At 58.8% G+C, this 19,929-nt stretch carries 31 protein-coding genes; 30 read left to right on the forward strand and 1 reads right to left on the reverse strand.

Annotated features, from left to right (window positions below; all coding sequences use genetic code 11):
* Positions 1 to 228 precede the first annotated feature (228 nt).
* From rpsJ to bfr, 30 genes are all read left to right on the forward strand, one after another.
* The gene (rpsJ, locus tag ACJRW5_RS16670) at positions 229 to 540 is read left to right on the forward strand and encodes a 30S ribosomal protein S10 (RefSeq protein WP_003243886.1); all 312 of its coding nucleotides are present in this window, start codon (positions 229 to 231) and stop codon (positions 538 to 540) included.
* A gap of 83 nt (positions 541 to 623) precedes the next feature.
* Positions 624 to 1,253 (forward strand): 50S ribosomal protein L3, encoded by a 630-nt coding sequence (gene rplC / locus ACJRW5_RS16675; RefSeq protein WP_484571625.1) that lies wholly within the window; start codon positions 624 to 626, stop codon positions 1,251 to 1,253.
* A 14-nt stretch (positions 1,254 to 1,267) separates the two neighbouring features.
* Positions 1,268 to 1,870 (forward strand): 50S ribosomal protein L4, encoded by a 603-nt coding sequence (gene rplD / locus ACJRW5_RS16680; RefSeq protein WP_037055711.1) that lies wholly within the window; start codon positions 1,268 to 1,270, stop codon positions 1,868 to 1,870.
* Positions 1,867 to 2,166 (forward strand): 50S ribosomal protein L23, encoded by a 300-nt coding sequence (gene rplW, locus ACJRW5_RS16685; RefSeq protein WP_484571626.1) that lies wholly within the window; start codon positions 1,867 to 1,869, stop codon positions 2,164 to 2,166. The genes rplD and rplW overlap by 4 nt, the downstream gene beginning before the upstream one ends.
* Before the next feature lie 14 nt (positions 2,167 to 2,180).
* On the forward strand, positions 2,181 to 3,005 hold the full coding sequence (gene rplB / locus ACJRW5_RS16690) for a 50S ribosomal protein L2 (protein ID WP_484571627.1): 825 nt from the start codon (positions 2,181 to 2,183) through the stop codon (positions 3,003 to 3,005).
* A gap of 16 nt (positions 3,006 to 3,021) precedes the next feature.
* Complete coding sequence (gene rpsS, locus ACJRW5_RS16695) at positions 3,022 to 3,297, forward strand: 30S ribosomal protein S19 (RefSeq protein ID WP_003243896.1); 276 nt, start codon at positions 3,022 to 3,024, stop codon at positions 3,295 to 3,297.
* Positions 3,298 to 3,308: 11 nt separating this feature from the next.
* The gene (gene rplV / locus ACJRW5_RS16700; RefSeq protein ID WP_003103908.1) at positions 3,309 to 3,641 is read left to right on the forward strand and encodes a 50S ribosomal protein L22; all 333 of its coding nucleotides are present in this window, start codon (positions 3,309 to 3,311) and stop codon (positions 3,639 to 3,641) included.
* A gap of 13 nt (positions 3,642 to 3,654) precedes the next feature.
* Positions 3,655 to 4,341: a 30S ribosomal protein S3 gene (gene rpsC, locus ACJRW5_RS16705; RefSeq protein ID WP_003243898.1), complete on the forward strand. Its 687-nt coding sequence runs from the start codon at positions 3,655 to 3,657 to the stop codon at positions 4,339 to 4,341.
* Between the two features lie 12 nt (positions 4,342 to 4,353).
* The gene (rplP, locus tag ACJRW5_RS16710) at positions 4,354 to 4,767 is read left to right on the forward strand and encodes a 50S ribosomal protein L16 (protein WP_003243901.1); all 414 of its coding nucleotides are present in this window, start codon (positions 4,354 to 4,356) and stop codon (positions 4,765 to 4,767) included.
* Positions 4,767 to 4,958, forward strand: a complete 192-nt coding sequence (gene rpmC / locus ACJRW5_RS16715) for a 50S ribosomal protein L29 (protein ID WP_003243902.1) — start codon at positions 4,767 to 4,769, stop codon at positions 4,956 to 4,958. The genes rplP and rpmC overlap by 1 nt, the downstream gene beginning before the upstream one ends.
* Before the next feature lie 2 nt (positions 4,959 to 4,960).
* Positions 4,961 to 5,227 (forward strand): 30S ribosomal protein S17, encoded by a 267-nt coding sequence (gene rpsQ / locus ACJRW5_RS16720; protein WP_484571628.1) that lies wholly within the window; start codon positions 4,961 to 4,963, stop codon positions 5,225 to 5,227.
* 23 nt (positions 5,228 to 5,250) lie between these two features.
* On the forward strand, positions 5,251 to 5,619 hold the full coding sequence (rplN, locus tag ACJRW5_RS16725; RefSeq protein ID WP_003243907.1) for a 50S ribosomal protein L14: 369 nt from the start codon (positions 5,251 to 5,253) through the stop codon (positions 5,617 to 5,619).
* 11 nt (positions 5,620 to 5,630) lie between these two features.
* Positions 5,631 to 5,945, forward strand: a complete 315-nt coding sequence (gene rplX, locus ACJRW5_RS16730; RefSeq protein WP_003243909.1) for a 50S ribosomal protein L24 — start codon at positions 5,631 to 5,633, stop codon at positions 5,943 to 5,945.
* Between the two features lie 19 nt (positions 5,946 to 5,964).
* On the forward strand, positions 5,965 to 6,504 hold the full coding sequence (gene rplE / locus ACJRW5_RS16735) for a 50S ribosomal protein L5 (RefSeq protein WP_003243911.1): 540 nt from the start codon (positions 5,965 to 5,967) through the stop codon (positions 6,502 to 6,504).
* A 14-nt stretch (positions 6,505 to 6,518) separates the two neighbouring features.
* Positions 6,519 to 6,824: a 30S ribosomal protein S14 gene (gene rpsN / locus ACJRW5_RS16740; RefSeq protein WP_037055718.1), complete on the forward strand. Its 306-nt coding sequence runs from the start codon at positions 6,519 to 6,521 to the stop codon at positions 6,822 to 6,824.
* A gap of 194 nt (positions 6,825 to 7,018) precedes the next feature.
* Positions 7,019 to 7,411, forward strand: coding sequence for a 30S ribosomal protein S8 (gene rpsH / locus ACJRW5_RS16745; RefSeq protein ID WP_003243915.1), 393 nt, complete (start codon positions 7,019 to 7,021; stop codon positions 7,409 to 7,411).
* A gap of 13 nt (positions 7,412 to 7,424) precedes the next feature.
* A complete protein-coding gene (rplF, locus tag ACJRW5_RS16750) occupies positions 7,425 to 7,958 on the forward strand; it encodes a 50S ribosomal protein L6 (protein ID WP_037055721.1) in 534 nt (177 codons plus the stop codon).
* A gap of 11 nt (positions 7,959 to 7,969) precedes the next feature.
* Positions 7,970 to 8,320, forward strand: coding sequence for a 50S ribosomal protein L18 (rplR, locus tag ACJRW5_RS16755; protein ID WP_003243919.1), 351 nt, complete (start codon positions 7,970 to 7,972; stop codon positions 8,318 to 8,320).
* Positions 8,321 to 8,323: 3 nt separating this feature from the next.
* On the forward strand, positions 8,324 to 8,824 hold the full coding sequence (gene rpsE, locus ACJRW5_RS16760; RefSeq protein ID WP_484571629.1) for a 30S ribosomal protein S5: 501 nt from the start codon (positions 8,324 to 8,326) through the stop codon (positions 8,822 to 8,824).
* A 2-nt stretch (positions 8,825 to 8,826) separates the two neighbouring features.
* Positions 8,827 to 9,006, forward strand: a complete 180-nt coding sequence (gene rpmD / locus ACJRW5_RS16765; protein ID WP_003243922.1) for a 50S ribosomal protein L30 — start codon at positions 8,827 to 8,829, stop codon at positions 9,004 to 9,006.
* A 2-nt stretch (positions 9,007 to 9,008) separates the two neighbouring features.
* Positions 9,009 to 9,443 carry a 50S ribosomal protein L15 gene (rplO, locus tag ACJRW5_RS16770; protein ID WP_037055727.1) on the forward strand — a complete coding sequence of 145 codons (435 nt, stop codon included), beginning with the start codon at positions 9,009 to 9,011 and terminating at the stop codon, positions 9,441 to 9,443.
* Entirely contained in the window at positions 9,444 to 10,772 is a 1,329-nt protein-coding gene (secY, locus tag ACJRW5_RS16775) for a preprotein translocase subunit SecY (protein ID WP_484571630.1), read from the forward strand. It begins immediately after the preceding gene.
* Between the two features lie 28 nt (positions 10,773 to 10,800).
* A complete protein-coding gene (gene rpmJ, locus ACJRW5_RS16780; RefSeq protein WP_002555468.1) occupies positions 10,801 to 10,917 on the forward strand; it encodes a 50S ribosomal protein L36 in 117 nt (38 codons plus the stop codon).
* 133 nt (positions 10,918 to 11,050) lie between these two features.
* Complete coding sequence (gene rpsM, locus ACJRW5_RS16785) at positions 11,051 to 11,407, forward strand: 30S ribosomal protein S13 (RefSeq protein WP_003463275.1); 357 nt, start codon at positions 11,051 to 11,053, stop codon at positions 11,405 to 11,407.
* Between the two features lie 30 nt (positions 11,408 to 11,437).
* Entirely contained in the window at positions 11,438 to 11,827 is a 390-nt protein-coding gene (gene rpsK, locus ACJRW5_RS16790; RefSeq protein ID WP_003243933.1) for a 30S ribosomal protein S11, read from the forward strand.
* Positions 11,828 to 11,844: 17 nt separating this feature from the next.
* Complete coding sequence (gene rpsD / locus ACJRW5_RS16795; protein WP_061240720.1) at positions 11,845 to 12,465, forward strand: 30S ribosomal protein S4; 621 nt, start codon at positions 11,845 to 11,847, stop codon at positions 12,463 to 12,465.
* Positions 12,466 to 12,487: 22 nt separating this feature from the next.
* A complete protein-coding gene (locus ACJRW5_RS16800; protein ID WP_037055733.1) occupies positions 12,488 to 13,489 on the forward strand; it encodes a DNA-directed RNA polymerase subunit alpha in 1,002 nt (333 codons plus the stop codon).
* Between the two features lie 44 nt (positions 13,490 to 13,533).
* Complete coding sequence (rplQ, locus tag ACJRW5_RS16805) at positions 13,534 to 13,920, forward strand: 50S ribosomal protein L17 (protein WP_037055738.1); 387 nt, start codon at positions 13,534 to 13,536, stop codon at positions 13,918 to 13,920.
* Positions 13,921 to 14,167: 247 nt separating this feature from the next.
* Complete coding sequence (gene katG / locus ACJRW5_RS16810; protein WP_484571631.1) at positions 14,168 to 16,318, forward strand: catalase/peroxidase HPI; 2,151 nt, start codon at positions 14,168 to 14,170, stop codon at positions 16,316 to 16,318.
* A 135-nt stretch (positions 16,319 to 16,453) separates the two neighbouring features.
* Complete coding sequence (bfr, locus tag ACJRW5_RS16815) at positions 16,454 to 16,918, forward strand: bacterioferritin (RefSeq protein WP_484571632.1); 465 nt, start codon at positions 16,454 to 16,456, stop codon at positions 16,916 to 16,918.
* 107 nt (positions 16,919 to 17,025) lie between these two features.
* Here bfr and uvrA read toward each other — a convergent pair whose 3' ends face one another.
* The gene (gene uvrA, locus ACJRW5_RS16820; protein ID WP_484571633.1) at positions 17,026 to 19,881 is read right to left on the reverse strand and encodes an excinuclease ABC subunit UvrA; all 2,856 of its coding nucleotides are present in this window, start codon (positions 19,879 to 19,881) and stop codon (positions 17,026 to 17,028) included.
* Positions 19,882 to 19,929: the final 48 nt, after the last annotated feature.

Here is a 19,929-nt window from a genome sequence, read left to right on the forward strand (position 1 = left end):
AAGATCCGCTGCAGAGAAAGGGCCCTTCGGGGCCCTTTTCTTTTGTCGCCGCCATCCGTGGCGGGCGACCCTTCGGGCCGTCGTGGGGCGACGTCAAAAATAACTCCCGGTGATTTTTTGGGAATTGGTTAAAAGTTGACACCCTCAGGGGGCATCCGTACAATTGCGCCTCCCTCGAGCGGGCGTAGTCCGTCTGTGGGGATTAGCAGCTTGGAATCTGAGGTCAAAATGCAAAACCAACAAATCCGTATTCGGTTGAAGGCTTTTGACCATCGCCTGATCGATCAATCTACCCAGGAAATCGTGGAAACCGCGAAACGTACTGGTGCTCAGGTGCGTGGTCCGATTCCTCTGCCTACTCGTAAGGAGCGGTATACCGTTCTGATCTCCCCGCACGTCAACAAAGACGCGCGTGATCAGTACGAAATCCGCACTCATAAGCGTGTTCTGGACATCGTCCAGCCGACGGATAAAACCGTTGATGCGCTGATGAAGCTCGACCTTGCGGCAGGCGTGGAAGTGCAGATCAGCCTCGGCTAAAACCTGGCGGTTTTAGTCGTGTAACGCTCTGAAATGGGCGGCCATAGCGGGTGAAAGCCCCGTACACTCATGAGGTTTTAAACATGACTATTGGTGTAGTCGGTCGAAAAGCGGGCATGACCCGTATTTTCACCGAAGAAGGTGTCTCCATTCCGGTCACGGTCATTGAGATCGAGCCGAATCGCGTCACCCAGTTCAAAAGCGAGGAGTCTGATGGCTATCGTGCAGTGCAAGTCACTGTCGGTGAGCGTCGTGCTTCGCGTGTTAGCAAGGCTCAGGCTGGCCACTTCGCCAAGGCGAACGTCGCGGCAGGTCGTACCGTTCTGGAGTTCCGTCTTGAAGAAGGCGACTACCAGGCTGGCGATCTGATCAACGCTGAAATTTTCCAAGCTGGTCAACTGGTCGATGTGACCGGTCAGTCCAAAGGTAAAGGCTTCGCCGGTACCATCAAGCGTTGGAACTTCCGCGGCCAGGACAACACCCACGGTAACTCCGTTTCTCACCGTGTGCCGGGTTCCATCGGTCAGTGCCAGACCCCGGGTCGTGTATTCAAGGGCAAGAAGATGTCCGGTCATATGGGCGCAGAGCGCGTGACCGTGCAGTCCCTCGAAGTTGTTCGCGTAGACGCCGAGCGTAACCTGCTGCTGGTCAAGGGTGCCGTTCCGGGCGCTACTGGCGGCGACGTTATCGTTCGTCCGGCTGCCAAGGCGTAAGGGGAGAATCTGAGATGCAATTGAATGTAAATGGCGCTCAGGCGATCGAAGTGTCCGAAGCGACCTTCGGTGGCGAGTTCAACGAGACCCTGGTTCACCAAGCAGTCGTGGCCTACATGGCCGGCGGCCGTCAGGGCACCAAAGGCCAGAAGTCCCGTTCCGACGTGTCCGGTGGCGGCAAGCGCCCGTGGCGTCAGAAGGGCACCGGTCGTGCTCGTGCGGGTACCACTCGTGGTCCGATCTGGCGTGGCGGTGGTGTGACCTTCGCAGCGTCCACCCGTAACCATGATCAGAAGCTGAACAAGAAGATGTACCGCGCTGCTCTGCGCTCCATCCTTGCTGAGCTGGTTCGTACTGACCGTCTGGTAGTGGTTGAAGACTTCGCTGTCGAAGCTCCGAAAACCAAGGCTCTGCTGAGCAAGCTGAATGGCCTGGGTCTGAACGACGTGCTGATCGTATCCGACGCGGTCGATCAGAATCTGTACCTGGCTGCTCGCAACCTGCCGCACGTTGATGTACGTGACGTTCAGGGTTCCGATCCGGTCAGCCTGATCGCGTACGAAAAAGTGCTGGTCACTGTTTCGGCCGTGAAGAAATTCGAGGAGCTGCTGGGATGAACCAGGAACGCGTATTCAAAGTGCTGCTTGGCCCGCACATCTCCGAGAAGGCCACGGTTCTGGCTGACAAGCAAGGTCAGTTCGTTTTCAAAGTCGCTACCGATGCGACCAAGCTGGAAATCAAGAGGGCCGTCGAAAGCCTGTTCAACGTGAAGGTTGAGCGCGTTACTACCCAGAACGTTCTGGGCAAGAGCAAGCGCACCGCTCGCGGTCTGGGCAAGCGTAACGACTGGAAGAAGGCAGTTATCTCCCTTCAGCCGGGCCAAGATCTCGATTTCACCAGCAGTGCTGAGTAAGGAAGGGGTGCATCATGGCAATCGTTAAATGCAAACCGACTTCCGCTGGCCGCCGTTTTGTGGTCAAGGTGGTCAATCAGGGGCTGCACAAAGGCGCTCCGCACGCTCCGCTGCTCGAGAAGAAGTCGAAGTCCGGTGGTCGTAACAACAACGGCCGTATCACCACTCGTCACGTTGGTGGTGGTCACAAGCAGCACTATCGTCTGGTCGACTTCCGTCGCAACGACAAAGATGGCATTCCTGCCACTGTCGAGCGCGTGGAATACGATCCGAACCGTACTGCTCACATCGCTCTGCTGAAGTATGCCGACGGTGAGCGTCGCTACATCATCGCCCCGAAAGGCGTTGTAGCTGGCGATCAACTGGTCGCGGGCATCATGGCTCCGATCAAGGCCGGTAACAGCCTGCAGCTGCGCAACATTCCGGTGGGTTCGACCGTTCACGGTATCGAGCTGAAGCCGGGTAAAGGTGCGCAGATCGCTCGTTCCGCTGGTGCTTCCGCTCAGCTGATCGCGCGTGAAGGTGCTTATGTGACTCTGCGTCTGCGCTCCGGCGAAATGCGCAAAGTCCTGGCTGAATGCCGTGCGACCCTGGGCGAAGTCTCGAACTCCGAGCACAGCCTGCGTTCGCTGGGTAAGGCTGGTGCCAAGCGCTGGCGTGGTGTTCGTCCGACCGTTCGTGGTGTTGCCATGAACCCGGTTGATCACCCGCACGGTGGTGGTGAAGGTCGTACCTCCGGTGGTCGTCATCCGGTGTCGCCATGGGGCTTCCCGACCAAGGGCGCGAAGACCCGTGCTAACAAGCGCACCGACAACATGATCGTCCGTCGTCGCAAGTAAATAGAGGGATACGACAGTGCCACGTTCTCTGAAAAAAGGTCCTTTTATCGATCTTCACCTACTGAAGAAGGTCGAAGCGGCGGTGGAAAAGAACGATCGCAAGCCGGTTAAAACCTGGTCGCGTCGTTCCATGATCCTGCCGCAGATGGTCGGTTTGACCATCGCCGTGCATAACGGTCGTCAGCATGTCCCTGTTCTCGTGAACGAAGACATGGTCGGCCATAAACTGGGCGAATTTGCCGGTACTCGTACCTATCGTGGTCACGTTGCCGACAAGAAAGGCAAGCGTTAAGGGGTTTGGAAATGGAAGTAGCCGCTAAGTTGTCGGGCGCTCGCATCTCCGCCCAGAAAGCTCGCCTGGTCGCCGACCAGATCCGCGGGAAGAAGGTGGGCGAAGCGCTCAACCTGCTGGCTTTCAGCAGCAAGAAAGCCGCCGAGATCATGAAGAAAGTGCTGGAGTCGGCCGTTGCCAACGCCGAGCACAACGAAGGCGCAGACGTTGATGACCTGAAGGTCAGCACCGTTTTCGTCAACGAAGGGCGTTCGCTTAAGCGCATCATGCCGCGTGCCAAAGGCCGTGCTGATCGCATCGTCAAGCGGTCTTGCCATATCACTGTCAAGGTTGCGGACAAGTAACGGAGTCGATCAGATGGGTCAGAAAGTACATCCCGTTGGCATCCGCCTGGGAATCGTCAAGGATCACACCTCGGTCTGGTACGCAGACGGTCGCAATTACGCCGACTATCTGAATGCCGACCTGAAGGTTCGTGCATACCTGCAAGACAAACTAAAAAGCGCGTCCGTTAGCCGTATCGACATCGCTCGTCCGGCTCAAACCGCACGCATCACCATCCACACCGCTCGTCCCGGCATCGTGATCGGCAAGAAAGGTGAAGATGTTGAGAAGCTGCGTCAGGACCTGACCAAGCAAATGGGTGTGCCGGTGCACATCAACATCGAAGAGATCCGCAAGCCGGAGCTCGACGGTATGCTGGTTGCGCAGAGCGTAGCTCAGCAGCTGGAGCGTCGCGTTATGTTCCGTCGCGCCATGAAGCGCGCTGTACAGAACGCCATGCGTATTGGTGCCAAGGGCATCAAGATCCAGGTGAGTGGTCGTCTTGGCGGCGCTGAAATTGCCCGTACCGAGTGGTATCGCGAAGGTCGTGTGCCTCTGCACACCCTGCGTGCCGATATCGATTACGCCACCTACGAAGCGCACACCACTTACGGTGTGATCGGCGTCAAGGTTTGGATCTTCAAGGGTGAGGTCATTGGTGGCCGCACTGAAGAGCTGAAGCCGCAAGCGCCTGCGCCTCGTAAAGCTGCTAAGAAATAAGGAGTACGCATCATGTTGCAACCAAAGCGTACGAAGTTCCGCAAGCAGATGACCGGCCACAACCGTGGTCTGGCTCAGCGCGGTAGCAAAGTCAGCTTCGGCGAGTTCGCGCTGAAGTCTGTCGCCCGCGGTCGTCTCACCGCTCGTCAGATCGAGTCCGCTCGTCGTGCTCTGACTCGTCACGTAAAACGTGGCGGCAAGATCTGGATCCGCGTCTTCCCGGACAAGCCGGTTACCAAGAAGCCTCTCGAAGTGCGGATGGGTAAAGGTAAGGGTGGCGTTGAATACTGGGTAGCCCAGATCCAGCCAGGCAAAGTCCTGTACGAGATCGAAGGCGTATCCGAAGAGCTGGCGCGCGAGGCTTTCGCCCTGGCTGCTGCAAAGCTGCCGCTCGCCACCACCTTTGTTAAGCGGACGGTGATGTGATGAAAGCGACCGAACTTCGTGAAAAAAGCGCACAGCAGCTGAACGAGCAACTGCTCGAGCTGCTGCGCGACCAGTTCAATCTGCGTATGCAGAAGGCAACTGGCCAGCTGGGGCAGTCGCACCTGCTCTCGCAAGTGAAGCGCGACATCGCTCGCGTTAAGACTGTCCTCAGCCAGCAGGCAGGTAAGTAATCATGGCCGAAGTTGAAAAAGCAGTCCGTACGCTGACCGGCCGTGTTGTCAGCGACAAGATGGACAAGACCATCACCGTTCTGATCGAGCGTCGCGTTAAGCACCCGATCTACGGTAAATACGTCAAGCGTTCGACCAAGCTGCACGCTCACGACGAATCCAACCAGTGCAAGATCGGCGACAAGGTTTCCATCCGTGAAACCCGCCCGCAGTCCAAGACCAAGTCCTGGGCTCTGGTTGAAGTCGTTGAACGCGCCGTAGAAGTCTAAGAGCTAAGGGTCGGAGAAATTTTATGATTCAGACTCAATCCATGCTCGATGTGGCTGACAACAGTGGCGCACGTCGTGTCATGTGCATCAAGGTGCTGGGCGGCTCGCATCGTCGCTACGCCGGCATCGGCGACATCATCAAGGTCACCGTCAAGGAAGCAATTCCGCGCGGCAAAGTGAAGAAAGGTCAGGTCATGACCGCAGTGGTCGTTCGTACCCGTCACGGCGTTCGCCGTGCCGACGGTTCGATCATCCGCTTCGACGGCAACGCTGCTGTTCTGCTGAACAACAAGCAAGAGCCGATCGGTACCCGTATCTTCGGGCCAGTGACCCGTGAACTGCGTTCCGAGAAGTTCATGAAGATCGTCTCGCTCGCCCCTGAAGTGCTTTAAGGAGATCCGACATGCAAAAGATTCGTCGTGACGACGAGATCATCGTGATCGCCGGCAAAGACAAAGGTAAGCGCGGTAAGGTGCTCAAGGTTCTCGCTGACGACCGTCTGGTCGTTGGCGGCATCAACCTGGTGAAGCGCCACACCAAGCCGAACCCGATGTCGGGCGTTCAAGGCGGTATCGTCGAGAAAGAAGCGCCGCTGCACGCTTCCAACGTTGCCATCTTCAACTCTGAAACCAACAAGGCTGATCGCGTTGGCTTCAAGATCGAAGACGGCAAAAAAATTCGTGTCTTCAAGTCCACCCAAAAGCCGGTTGGCGCTTGAGAATCATAGGTAGAACACCATGGCACGACTGAAAGAGATTTACCGGAAGGAAATCGCGCCCAAGCTGAAGGAAGAACTGAAGCTGGCGAACGTGATGGAAGTTCCGCGCATCACCAAAATCACCCTGAACATGGGCCTGGGCGAAGCGATCGGTGACAAGAAAGTCATCGAGAACGCGGTTGCCGACCTCGAGAAGATCACCGGTCAGAAAGTCGTAGTGACTCATGCCCGTAAGTCGATCGCAGGTTTCAAGGTTCGTGAAGGTTGGCCGATTGGCGTCAAGGTCACTCTGCGTCGCGAGCGTATGTACGAGTTCCTGGATCGTCTGCTGTCCATCTCCCTGCCGCGCGTGCGTGACTTCCGCGGCCTGAATGCCAAGTCCTTCGATGGTCGTGGCAACTACAGCATGGGCGTGAAAGAGCAGATCATCTTCCCGGAAATCGATTACGACAAAATCGATGCGCTGCGTGGTCTGGACATCACCCTGACTACCACTGCCCGTAACGATGATGAAGGCCGCGCTCTGCTGCGTGCTTTCAACTTCCCGTTCCGCAACTGATCGGAGTCTGGAACATGGCCAAAATGAGCATGAAGAACCGTGAGCTGAAGCGTCAGCAAACGGTTGCCAAGTACGCCAAGAAGCGTGCCGAGCTGAAAGCGATCATCGTTAACCCGAACTCCACTCCGGAAGCTCGTTGGGAAGCGCAGGTCGCCCTGCAGAAGCAGCCGCGTGACGCCAGCGCCTCGCGCCTGCGTAACCGTTGCCGCATCACCGGCCGTCCGCACGGCGTTTACCGTAAGTTCGGTCTGTCGCGTAACAAGCTGCGCGAAGCCGCCATGCGTGGCGACGTACCGGGCCTGGTGAAAGCCAGCTGGTAATCAGCAGTAGCTGTCAGCAGAGCCGGCCTTGTGCCGGCTTTGCCTTTTATTGAACAAGCCCCTTTGGGGGCTTGCTTCATTTTTGATCGGTCTCTAGAATGTCCGGCTCTCCTGAGCCTGGTATTTCCATGCCGAGCTTTTGGATGATCCCACAGCCTTCGGGCTGTTCTATTTGTATCAGGAGCGTCTAGCCCATGAGTATGCAGGACCCGTTAGCGGACATGCTAACTCGTATCCGTAATGCCCAGATGGCTGAAAAGTCCGTCGTAAGCATGCCGTCTTCCACTCTGAAGGTGGCTGTAGCCAAAGTTCTCAAAGACGAAGGTTACATTGCGGGTTACGAAGTAAATGGCGAAGCCAAGCCACAACTGTCCATCGAGCTGAAGTACTTCGAAGGCCGTCCGGTCATCGAAGAAGTCAAGCGCGTGAGCCGTCCTGGCCTTCGTCAATACAAATCCGTCGATGACCTGCCGAAGGTTCGTGGCGGTCTCGGTGTTTCCATCGTCTCCACCAACAAAGGTGTGATGACGGATCGCGCTGCGCGCGCTGCCGGTGTCGGCGGCGAAGTGCTCTGCACCGTGTTCTAAGGGGGGGATAAGCATGTCTCGCGTTGCTAAGAACCCCGTCGCGCTGCCAGCTGGTGTCGAGATCAAACTCGCCGGTCAGCAGCTCTCGGTGAAGGGTGCCAAGGGTACTCTGGAACTGAATGTTCACTCGTCCGTGGAAGTGATCCAGGAAGGTAGCGAACTGCGCTTCGCTGCTCGTAACGGCGACCAGCAGAACCGTGCCATGGCCGGTACTACTCGCGCTCTGGTGAACAACATGGTCATCGGTGTCAGCCAAGGCTTCGAGCGTAAGCTGCAACTGGTTGGTGTGGGCTACAAAGCTCAAGCCAAAGGCCAGGTGCTGAACCTCGCTCTGGGCTTCTCCCACCCGATCGACTACGAACTGCCGGAAGGCGTCGTGGCCGAAACCCCGAACCAGACCGAAATCCTGATCAAGGGTATCGACAAACAACTGGTGGGTCAGGTGGCTGCGGAGATCCGTGACTTCCGTCGTCCTGAGCCGTACAAGGGCAAAGGCGTTCGTTACGCGGATGAAGTTGTCCGTCGTAAAGAAGCCAAGAAGAAGTAAGGGGCTGAGAAATGACCGACAAAAAAGTTACTCGTCTGCGTCGCGCTCGCAAAGCACGCCTGAAAATGCACGAGCTCGAAGCCGTGCGTCTGTGCGTGTATCGCTCTTCGCAGCACATCTATGCCCAGGTCATCTCGGCCGACGGCAGCAAGGTTCTGGCCAGCGCCTCTACCTTGGACAAAGCACTGCGTGATGGCGCCACTGGCAACGTCGACGCCGCCAAGAAAGTAGGTCAGCTGGTTGCTGAGCGCGCGAAAGCCGCTGGTGTGACTCAGGTTGCATTCGACCGTTCTGGCTTCAAGTACCACGGCCGCGTCAAGGCGCTGGCTGATGCTGCTCGTGAAGGCGGGCTGGAGTTCTAAGTTATGGCAAATAACGACCAAAAGCGCGACGAAGGCTACATCGAGAAGCTGGTTCAGGTTAACCGCGTTGCCAAGACCGTCAAGGGTGGCCGTATCTTCACCTTCACCGCGCTGACCGTGGTAGGTGATGGCAAGGGCCGCGTTGGCTTCGGCCGTGGCAAGTCCCGTGAAGTACCGGCTGCCATCCAGAAGGCGATGGAAGCTGCGCGTCGCAACATGATCCAGGTGGATCTGAACGGCACCACTCTGCAGTACCCGATCAAGTCCGCTCATGGCGCCTCGAAGGTGTACATGCAGCCGGCTTCGGAAGGTACCGGTATCATCGCCGGCGGCGCCATGCGTGCCGTTCTGGAAGTGGCTGGTGTGCAGAACGTTCTGGCCAAGTGCTACGGCTCGACTAACCCGGTGAACGTGGTTCATGCCACTTTCGAAGGTCTGAAGACCATGCAGTCTCCGGAATCCGTTGCGGCCAAGCGTGGCAAGAGCGTCGAGGAGATTCTCTAACCATGGCTAATACCGTCAAAGTGACTCTGATCAAGAGCACCAATGGCCGTCTGGCCAATCACAAAGCTTGCGTCAAGGGCCTGGGCCTGCGTCGCATCGGTCACACCGTAGAGGTTCTGGATACTCCGGAAAACCGCGGCATGATCAACAAGGCTTACTACCTGCTGAAGGTGGAGGGTTAATCATGCAACTGAACGATCTGCGTTCCGCGCCGGGTGCCCGTCGCGAAAAGCACCGTCCGGGCCGTGGTATCGGTAGCGGTCTGGGTAAGACTGGTGGCCGTGGTCACAAAGGTCAAACCTCCCGCTCCGGTGGCTCCATCGCTCCGGGCTTCGAGGGTGGTCAGCAGCCGCTGCACCGCCGTCTGCCGAAGTTCGGCTTCGTTTCCCTGAAGGCTATGGATCGCGCTGAACTGCGTACCTCCGAGCTGAACAAGGTTGAAGGCGACGTCGTTACTCTGCAGGCTCTGAAGGATGCCAACCTGGTAGGCCAACACGTACAGCGCGTTAAAGTCATGCTGTCCGGTGAGGTTACCCGTGCGGTCACCCTGAAAGGTATCGCCGCCACCAAAGGTGCGCGTGCGGCTATCGAAGCAGCTGGCGGTAAGTTCGAGGACTAAATGGCTAAGCAAGGTGCTCTCTCAGCGCTGGCAGGTGGCGGGTTGTCCGAACTCTGGGCTCGACTGCGCTTCCTGTTCCTGGCGATCATCGTCTACCGGATAGGTGCGCACATCCCGGTTCCTGGCATCAACCCAGACCGACTGGCGGATCTGTTCCGGCAGAATGAGGGGACCATTCTTAGCTTGTTCAACATGTTTTCCGGCGGCGCGCTGGAGCGGATGAGCATTTTTGCACTGGGGATCATGCCGTACATTTCGGCATCGATCATCATGCAGCTGATGACCGCCGTCAGCCCGCAGCTGGAGCAGTTGAAGAAGGAAGGTGAAGCTGGCCGTCGCAAGATCAGCCAGTACACCCGCTACGGCACACTCGTCCTGGCGTTGGTTCAGGCCACCGGCATGTCCGTCGGTCTGGCTAGTCAGGGCGTAGCGTTCTCGATCGATTTCGGCTTCCATTTCGTGGCGGTCACCACTTTTGTGGCGGGCGCGATGTTCATGATGTGGCTGGGCGAACAGATCACTGAGCGTGGTGTCGGCAACGGTATCTCGATGCTGATTTTTGCTGGCATCGTGGCCGGTCTGCCGGCGGCAATCGGGCAGTCTTTCGAGTCTGCTCGTCAGGGCGATATCAATATCTTCGCTCTGATTGCCATCGGCCTGCTTGCAGTAGCGATCATCGGTTTCGTGGTGTTCATTGAGCGTGGCCAGCGTCGCATTGCGGTGCACTACGCCAAGCGTCAGCAGGGCCGCAAGGTCTTCGCCGCGCAGACCAGCCACCTGCCGTTGAAGGTGAACATGGCGGGTGTGATTCCGGCCATTTTCGCCAGCAGCCTTCTGCTGTTCCCGGCCTCGCTGGGGTCTTGGTTCGGTCAGTCCGAAGGTCTGGGCTGGCTGCAGGACATTTCGCAGGCTATCGCTCCTGGTCAGCCGTTGAACATTTTGCTGTTTAGTGCAGGGATCATCTTCTTCTGCTTCTTCTACACAGCGCTGATGTTCAACCCGAAAGACGTAGCGGAAAACCTGAAGAAGTCCGGTGCCTTTATTCCGGGCATCCGTCCGGGCGAGCAGTCGGCGCGCTATATCGATGGCGTTCTGACCCGCTTGACCATGTTCGGTGCTCTGTACATGACGGCCGTGTGCCTGCTGCCCCAGTTCCTGGTGGTTGCGGCTAACGTTCCGTTCTACCTTGGCGGGACCTCGTTGCTGATCGTGGTTGTGGTTGTCATGGACTTCATGTCCCAAGTGCAATCTCACCTCGTGTCTCACCAGTACGATTCCCTGATGAAGAAAGCCAACCTGAAGGGTTATGGCAGCGGCATGCTCCGCTGATCCACCCGTAAGGTTCGAGGAGTTGGTAATGAAAGTTCGTGCATCGGTGAAAAAGCTGTGCCGTAACTGCAAAATTATCCGTCGCGAAGGTGTCGTGCGGGTGATCTGCAGCGCAGAGCCGCGTCACAAGCAGCGCCAAGGCTGAGTGTGAACCACGCGTGATAAGCCCGGCAGCTAGTGCGCTGCCGGGTTGATTATTTGTTTTTACAGCGTTAATATCTCGCGCCCTATTTCTTGGCTTCCGGGGCGTAGGTAGCTGTCAATTGGAGTTCCACTGAATGGCCCGTATTGCAGGCGTTAACATTCCGGATAACAAGCACACTGTTATCTCGCTGACCTACATCTTTGGTGTTGGTCGCACCACTGCACAGAAAATCTGTGCCGCTACCGGTGTAAATCCGGCTGCGAAAATCAAGGATCTGACGGACGAGCAGATCGAACAGCTGCGTGGCGAAGTAGCCAAGGTGAATACCGAAGGCGACCTGCGTCGTGAAGTGAATATGAAGATCAAGCGCTTGATGGATCTGGGTTGCTACCGCGGCCTGCGTCATCGTAAAGGTCTGCCGGTTCGCGGTCAGCGCACCAAGACCAACGCTCGCACCCGTAAGGGCCCGCGTAAGCCGATCCGCAAGTAATCGCATTCGCGAATCGACAGGAATTTAGTCATGGCAAAACCTGCTGCTCGTACTCGTAAAAAAGTCAAAAAGACGGTGGTTGATGGCATCGCCCACATCCACGCGTCTTTCAACAACACCATCGTGACCATTACCGACCGTCAAGGTAACGCTCTGTCCTGGGCTACCTCCGGTGGTTCGGGCTTCCGCGGCTCGCGTAAGTCCACTCCGTTTGCTGCTCAGATCGCCGCCGAGCGCGCTGGTCAGGCTGCTCTGGAGTACGGCCTGAAGAACCTCGACGTCAACGTCAAAGGTCCAGGCCCAGGTCGCGAATCCGCTGTGCGTGCTCTGAACGCCTGCGGCTACAAAATCGCCAGCATCACCGACGTGACGCCTATCCCGCACAACGGGTGCCGTCCGCCGAAGAAGCGTCGCGTGTAAACAGGAGACAGTGAGAAATGGCTCGTTACATTGGTCCCAAGTGCAAACTGTCTCGCCGTGAAGGCACCGACCTCTTCCTGAAGAGCGGTGTTCGCGCGCTTGAATCTAAGTGCAACATCGAAGCAGCTCCCGGTATTCACGGTCAGCGCCGCGGTCGTCAATCCGACTACGGTACTCAGCTGCGTGAGAAGCAGAAAGTTCGTCGTATCTACGGCGTTCTGGAGCGTCAGTTCAGCGGTTACTACAAGCAAGCTGCCAGCCAGAAGGGCGCCACCGGCGAAAACCTGCTGCAACTGCTGGAGTGCCGTCTGGATAACGTGGTTTACCGTATGGGCTATGGTGCTACCCGCGCCGAATCCCGTCAGCTGGTTTCGCACAAAGCAATCAGCGTCAACGGTCAGACCGTAAACGTACCGTCCTACCAGGTTAAAGCTGGCGACGTAGTTGCTGTTCGCGAGAAATCGAAGAACCAACTGCGCATCGCTCAGGCTCTTGAGCTCTGCGCCCAGCGCGGCCGCGTTGAGTGGGTAGAAGTAGACGCCGAGAAGAAGTCTGGTGTGTTCAAGAACGTACCGGCTCGTGGCGATCTGTCCGCTGACATCAACGAGAGCCTGATTGTCGAGCTCTACTCCAAGTAAGGGCTAGAAAATAGGTGCATCCATGCAGATTTCGGTAAATGAGTTCCTGACCCCCCGTCACATCGATGTGCAGGAGGTCAGTCCGACCCGCGCCAAGATCACCCTCGAGCCTCTCGAGCGTGGTTTCGGCCATACCCTGGGCAACGCGCTGCGTCGCATCCTGTTGTCCTCCATGCCTGGCTGTGCAGTAGTCGAGGCCGAGATCGACGGCGTACTCCATGAGTACTCCGCGATCGAAGGTGTGCAGGAAGACGTCATTGAGATCCTGCTCAACCTGAAAGGTCTGGCTATCAAGCTGCACGGCCGTGACGAAGTGACCCTGACTCTGTCCAAGAAGGGCCCGGGCGTTGTTACCGCTGCCGATATTCAGCTGGATCACGATGTCGAAATCGTCAACGGCGACCACGTAATCGCCAACCTGGCCTCCAATGGCTCGCTGAACATGAAGCTCACCGTAGCTCGTGGTCGCGGCTATGAGCCAGCCGACGCTCGCCAGAGCGACGAAGACGAAAGCCGCAGCATTGGTCGCTTGCAGCTGGATGCTTCGTTCAGCCCGGTACGTCGTGTTGCCTACGTGGTGGAAAACGCTCGTGTCGAGCAGCGCACCAACCTGGACAAACTGGTTATCGACCTGGAAACCAACGGTACCCTGGACCCTGAAGAGGCTATCCGTCGTGCCGCGACCATTCTGCAACAGCAGCTGGCCGCGTTCGTCGACCTCAAAGGTGACAGCGAGCCTGTTGTGGTCGAGCAGGAAGACGAGATCGATCCGATCCTGCTGCGTCCTGTCGATGACCTGGAATTGACCGTACGTTCGGCCAACTGCCTCAAGGCAGAGAACATCTACTACATCGGTGACCTGATTCAGCGTACCGAAGTAGAGCTGCTCAAAACCCCGAACCTGGGCAAGAAATCCCTGACCGAAATCAAGGATGTTCTGGCTTCTCGCGGTCTGTCCCTCGGTATGCGCCTCGACAACTGGCCGCCGGCAAGTCTGAAGAAAGACGATAAGGCCACTGCCTGATCGTCATCATCACCGAACGAAACAGTTTGGTAAGGAATTGAACCATGCGTCATCGTAAAAGTGGCCGTCACCTCAGCCGCACCAGCGCACACCGCAAGGCCATGTTCCAGAACATGGCGGTCTCGCTGTTCGAGCATGAGCTGATCAAAACTACCCTGCCGAAAGCCAAGGAACTGCGTCGCGTTGCCGAGCCGCTGATCACCCTGGCCAAGGAAGACAGCGTTGCCAACCGTCGTCTGGCCTTCGACCGTACCCGTTCGAAAGCCATCGTCGGCAAGCTGTTCAACGACCTGGGCAAGCGCTACGCCACCCGTAACGGCGGCTACCTGCGTATCCTCAAGTGCGGTTTCCGCGCTGGCGACAACGCTCCGATGGCTTATGTTGAGCTGGTTGACCGTCCGGTCGCTGGCTCGGTAGAAGCTGCCGAGTAAGTTGTTTGCTGTACAAAGAACCGGGCTTAGGCCCGGTTTTTTGTTGCTGGAATTTATTGTTCTGCGCGCTCGTGAACGATCGCCATCACTGTTTCTCGGCGGTAGACGAGTTCCTTTTCTTACGAAAGAAATTAACTATCGAGCCGTTACGCTTGATGCATTGGTTCGCCCGTCAAAGCGGGTCTAGGCTTGTCCCATCGTTAGTCGCACAGGTTGTGGCTGACTCGATGAGGAGAAGGAGAGAACCATGTCTAACCAAGGTAAATGTCCGTTCAACCACGTTGCTGGTGGTGGCACGACCAACAAAGATTGGTGGCCGAACCAGCTGCGTGTGGACCTGCTCAATCAGCATTCCGACCGGTCCAATCCCCTGGGCGAGAAGTTCAACTACGCCGAAGCATTCAAGAAGCTCGACTACAGAGCGCTGAAGGCTGATCTGGTCAAGCTGATGACCGACAGCCAGGATTGGTGGCCTGCCGACTTCGGTCACTATGGTCCGCAGTTTATCCGCATGGCCTGGCACTCGGCCGGCACCTATCGCACCACCGATGGCCGTGGCGGTGGTGGTCGTGGCCAGCAGCGCTTCGCTCCGCTCAACTCCTGGCCGGACAACGTCAATATCGACAAATCGCGCCGCTTGCTGTGGCCGATCAAGCAGAAGTACGGTCAGTCGATTTCCTGGGCCGACCTTTACATCCTGGCTGGCAACGTCGCGCTTGAGTCCATGGGGTTCCGTACCTTCGGTTTCGCTGGTGGTCGTGAGGATGTTTGGGAACCGGATCAGGACGTCAACTGGGGCGCCGAAGTCGCCTGGCTTGGTGTAGATCCCAAGCGGGTCAACGATGAGCGTGAGCTTACGGCGCCTTTCGGTGCGACCCATATGGGGCTGATCTATGTGAACCCGGAAGGTCCCAACGCCAGCGGAGATTATCTGGAGGCCGCCAAGGATATTCGTGCCACCTTCTACCGCATGGCCATGGATGACGAAGAGATCGTCGCCTTGATTGCGGGCGGCCACACCTTTGGTAAGTGTCATGGCGCTGCCCCTGAGTCGCACAAAGGTCCGGAGCCTGAGGGTTCGCCAATCGAAGCCCAGGGGCTGGGCTGGACCAGCAACTTCGGCAGCGGTTTCGGCAAGGACACTGTCTCCAGCGGCCTTGAAGTCACCTGGACGAAAACCCCGGCGCTGTGGAGCAACAACTTCTTCGAGAACCTGTTCAAGTTCGAATGGGAGCTGACCAAGTCGCCGGCAGGTGCCAAGCAGTGGGTGGCCAAGGACGCGCCGGAGATTATTCCGGATGCGCATGTAGCCGGTAAGTTTCACAAGCCGACCATGCTGACCACCGACCTCAGCCTGCGTTTCGACCCGGAGTTCGGCAAGATTTCCAAGCGCTTCTACGAAGATCCACAGGCGTTCGCCGATGCCTTTGCTCGCGCCTGGTACAAGCTGACCCACCGTGACATGGGGCCGAAAGCGCGTTACCTCGGCCCGGAAGTGCCGAAAGAAGACCTGATCTGGCAAGACCCGCTTCCTGCTGCCACCCACAACCCGACTGCTGCCGATATCGCCGATCTGAAGGCGAAGATCGCAGCCTCCGGTCTGTCGGTGGGTGATCTGGTGTCCGTGGCCTGGGCGTCGGCCTCGACCTTCCGCGGTGGAGACAAACGCGGCGGCGCGAACGGCGCGCGTCTGGCATTGGCACCGCAGAAGGATTGGGCGGTCAACCAGCGTGCGCTTAAGGTGTTGCCGAAATTGGTGGAAGTCCAGCAGGCATCCGGCAAGGCATCTCTTGCCGATGTCATCGTCCTGGCTGGCAATGTCGGTGTCGAGCTGGCGGCCAAGGCTGCCGGTGTCACGGTGGACGTACCGTTCGCCGCGGGCCGTGTCGATGCACGTCAGGATCAGACGGACGTCGAATCCTTCGATGTGTTGGAACCGGTAGCCGATGGCTTCCGTAACTACAGCAAGGGCAACCTGGGCGTGCCGACCGAGACGATGCTGATCGACAAGGCGCAGATGCTGACCCTTACGGCGCCGGAGCTGACCGCGCTGGTCGGCGGTCTGCGCGTACTGGGCGCCAACCATGACGGTAGCCAGCATGGCGTGTTCACCGACAAGGTCGGCGTGTTGTCCAACGACTTCTTCGTCAACCTGCTGGACATGGGCACCGTATGGAAGGCTACCGATGACAGCAATGAGGTCTTCGAAGGTCGTGCCCGCGCGGACGCACAGGTGAAGTACACGGCTACTCGTAATGATCTGGTGTTCGGCTCCAACTCGATCCTGCGTGCTTATGCCGAGGTCTACGCCAGCTCCGATGGTAAGGAGAAGCTGGTGAATGACTTTGTCGCCGCGTGGACCAAGGTGATGAATCTGGATCGTTTCGACCTGGCCTGAGCCTCAGTGGCGCACACGCTGCGTCAGTAAGCCGCAACGCCTCCCTCGTGGAGGCGTTGTGCTTTTGCTTGACCGAATCAGGTGTGAGGCAGGAGCATTGCACTCTGCCAACGAACGCTACAAGGATTGCCCGGCATGAAAGGCCATACCGAAGTCATCGATTACCTCAAGCACCTGCTCAAGGGTGAGCTGGCCGCGCGCGACCAGTACTTCATCCATTCGCGGCTGTATGAGGACTGGGGCTTCGCCAAGCTCTACGAGCGCATCAACCACGAGATGGAAGAAGAAACGCAGCACGCCGATGCGCTGCTCAAGCGCATCATCTTTCTCGAAGGTGTGCCGGACATGGCGCCTAACGCTTTCAAGTACGGGCAGACAGTGCCCGAGGCGCTGAAGCTGGATCTGGCCCTTGAATACGAAGTGCGCGCGGCCCTGAGCAAGGGCATCGAATTGTGTGAGAAACATCAGGATTACCAGAGCCGGGATATCCTCCTGGCTCAGCTCAAGGACACCGAGGAAGATCATGCCTACTGGCTGGAAATCCAGCTGCAGTTGATCGACAAGCTGGGGCTGGAGAAGTACCTGCAAAGCCAGATGTAATGTAGGGTGCGCCGTGCGCACCGATGCCTAGGTTGCGGTGCGCGCGGCGCACCCTACGGTGGGTTGTCCATCATGAAAGAGCCCCGCTAATGCGGGGCTCTTTCGTTTCAGGCGCGGTCGCGTTCCAGCAGCGGCTTGAGGAAGTGCCCGGTATGTGATGCCGGGTTGGCTGCTACATCCTCTGGTGTACCGGTGGCGATGATCATGCCGCCCTTGGAGCCGCCTTCCGGGCCGAGATCCACAAGCCAGTCGGCGGTCTTGATCACGTCCAGGTTGTGCTCGATCACCACTACAGTATTGCCGTGGTCGCGTAGACGATGGAGCACGTCGAGCAGTTGCTGGATATCGGCGAAGTGCAGACCCGTGGTCGGCTCGTCGAGGATGTACAGGGTCTTGCCGGTATCGCGTTTGGACAGCTCGCGGCTCAGCTTGACCCGCTGCGCCTCGCCGCCGGACAGGGTGGTCGCGCTCTGGCCCAGCTTGATGTACGACAGACCCACGTCCATCAGCGTCTGCAGCTTGCGTGCGATGGCTGGCACGGCGTCGAAGAAGGCGCGGGCGTCCTCGATGGTCATGTCCAGCACTTCGGTGATGCTCTTGCCCTTGTACTTCACTTCCAGGGTTTCGCGGTTGTAGCGCTTGCCCTTGCACACGTCGCACGGCACGTAGATGTCCGGCAAGAAGTGCATCTCCACCTTGATCACGCCGTCGCCCTGGCAGGCCTCGCAGCGCCCGCCCTTGACGTTGAAGGAGAAGCGGCCTGGGCCATAGCCGCGCGAGCGCGACTCCGGCACGCCGGCGAACAGCTCGCGGATCGGCGTGAACAGGCCGGTGTAGGTAGCCGGGTTGGAGCGCGGCGTGCGGCCGATCGGGCTCTGGTCGATATCGACCACCTTGTCGAGGTGCTGCAGGCCGTCGAACGAGTCGTGCGGCGCGGCTTCCAGGGTGGTGGCGCCGTTCAGCGCAGTGGCGGTGATGGGGAACAGGGTGTTGTTGATCAGCGTCGATTTGCCCGAGCCAGACACGCCGGTGACGCAGGTGAGCAGGCCGACCGGAATCTCCAGGTCGACCTTGCGCAGGTTGTTGCCGCGCGCGCCCTTGAGCTTGAGCGACTTCTTCTTGTCGCGCGGAGTGCGCGTGGCCGGGTACTGGATCTTCTTGCGCCCGGACAGGTAGCTGCCGGTCAGTGACTGCGGGTCAGCCATCACCTCGTCCGGCGTGCCCTGGGAGACGATCTGCCCGCCGTGCACGCCGGCGCCGGGGCCGATGTCCACTACGTAGTCGGCCAGGCGAATGGCGTCCTCGTCGTGCTCGACCACGATCACCGTATTGCCCAGGTTGCGCAGGTGGGTGAGGGTAGCCAGCAGGCGCTCGTTGTCGCGCTGGTGCAGGCCGATGGAAGGCTCGTCGAGGATGTACATGACGCCGACCAGGCCGGCGCCGATCTGGCTGGCCAGGCGGATGCGCTGCGCTTCGCCGCCGGAGAGGGTGTCGGCGCTGCGGTCGAGGGTCAGGTAGTCGAGGCCGACGTTGACCAAGAACTGCAGGCGCTCGCGGATTTCCTTGAGGATCTTCTCGGCGATCTCGCCACGGCGGCCGGTCAGATGCAGCTCGCCGAAGTAGTCGCAGGCATCGCCCACGGGCAGACCGGTTACCGCAGGCAAGGTTTTTTCACCGACCCAGACGTGGCGTGCTTCGCGGCGCAGGCGGGTGCCGCGGCAATCGGGGCAGGGCTGGGTGCTGAGGAACTTGGCCAGCTCCTCGCGCACGCTGTTCGACTCGGTCTCGCGATAACGGCGTTCGAGGTTGGGGATGATGCCCTCGAAGGGATGCGAGCGTTTGACGATATCGCCACGGTCATTGAGGTACTTGAAGTCGACGCTTTGCGTACCGCTGCCGAACAGGATCACCTTTTGGTGTTCGGCGGCCAGCTCGTCGAACGGCTCTTCCAGGCTGAAGCCATAGTGGCTTGAGAGCGAGCCGAGCATCTGGAAGTAGTAGACGTTGCGCCGGTCCCAGCCACGAATGGCGCCTTCGGCCAGGGTCAGCTCGCCGTTGACCAGGCGCTTGGCATCGAAGAACTGCTTCACGCCGAGACCGTCGCAGGTGGGGCAGGCGCCGGCCGGGTTATTGAAGGAGAACAGCTTGGGTTCCAGCTCGCTGATCGAGTGGCCGCAGTGCGGGCAGGCGAAGCGCGCGGAGAAGATGATCTCGTCACCTTCCTCGCCCTGCTCTTTGTCGCCTTCGGCTGGGAGGGGCGCCACCAGGGCGATGCCGTCGGCCAGACCGAGGGCGGTTTCGAAGGACTCGGCCAGGCGCTGCTGCAGGTCTTCGCGCACCTTGAAGCGGTCGACCACCACGTCGATCGAGTGCTTCTTCTGTTTATCCAGCTTGGGCAGCTCGTCCAGCTCATGCAGTTTGCCGTTGATCCGGGCACGGACGAAGCCCTGCGCGCGCAGCTCCTCGAATACCGACAGGTGCTCGCCCTTGCGCTCGCGCACCACCGGCGCCAGCAGCATCAGCTTGCGCCCTTCCGGCAGGGCCAGTACCTGGTCGACCATCTGGCTGACGGTCTGCGCCTCCAGCGGTACGTCGTGGTCCGGGCAGCGTGGCGTGCCGACGCGGGCGTAGAGCAGGCGCAGGTAGTCGTAGATTTCGGTGATGGTGCCGACGGTCGAGCGCGGGTTGTGCGAGGTGGATTTCTGTTCGATGGAAATCGCCGGCGACAGCCCCTCGATGGTGTCGACATCGGGCTTTTCCATCATCGACAGGAACTGCCTGGCGTAGGCCGACAGCGATTCGACGTAACGGCGCTGGCCCTCGGCATACAGCGTGTCGAAGGCCAGGGAAGATTTGCCGGAGCCGGACAGGCCGGTAATCACGATCAGCTTGTCGCGTGGCAGGGTCAGGTCGATGTTCTTCAGGTTGTGGGTGCGGGCCCCACGGATCAGGATCTTGTCCACTTACAACGGCCTCGCTGGGCGGGCGGAAAACGGTCGAGTATAGGGCTT

It is taken from the genome of Pseudomonas pichavaramensis (assembly GCF_050473265.1).
Lineage (GTDB): Bacteria > Pseudomonadota > Gammaproteobacteria > Pseudomonadales > Pseudomonadaceae > Aquipseudomonas.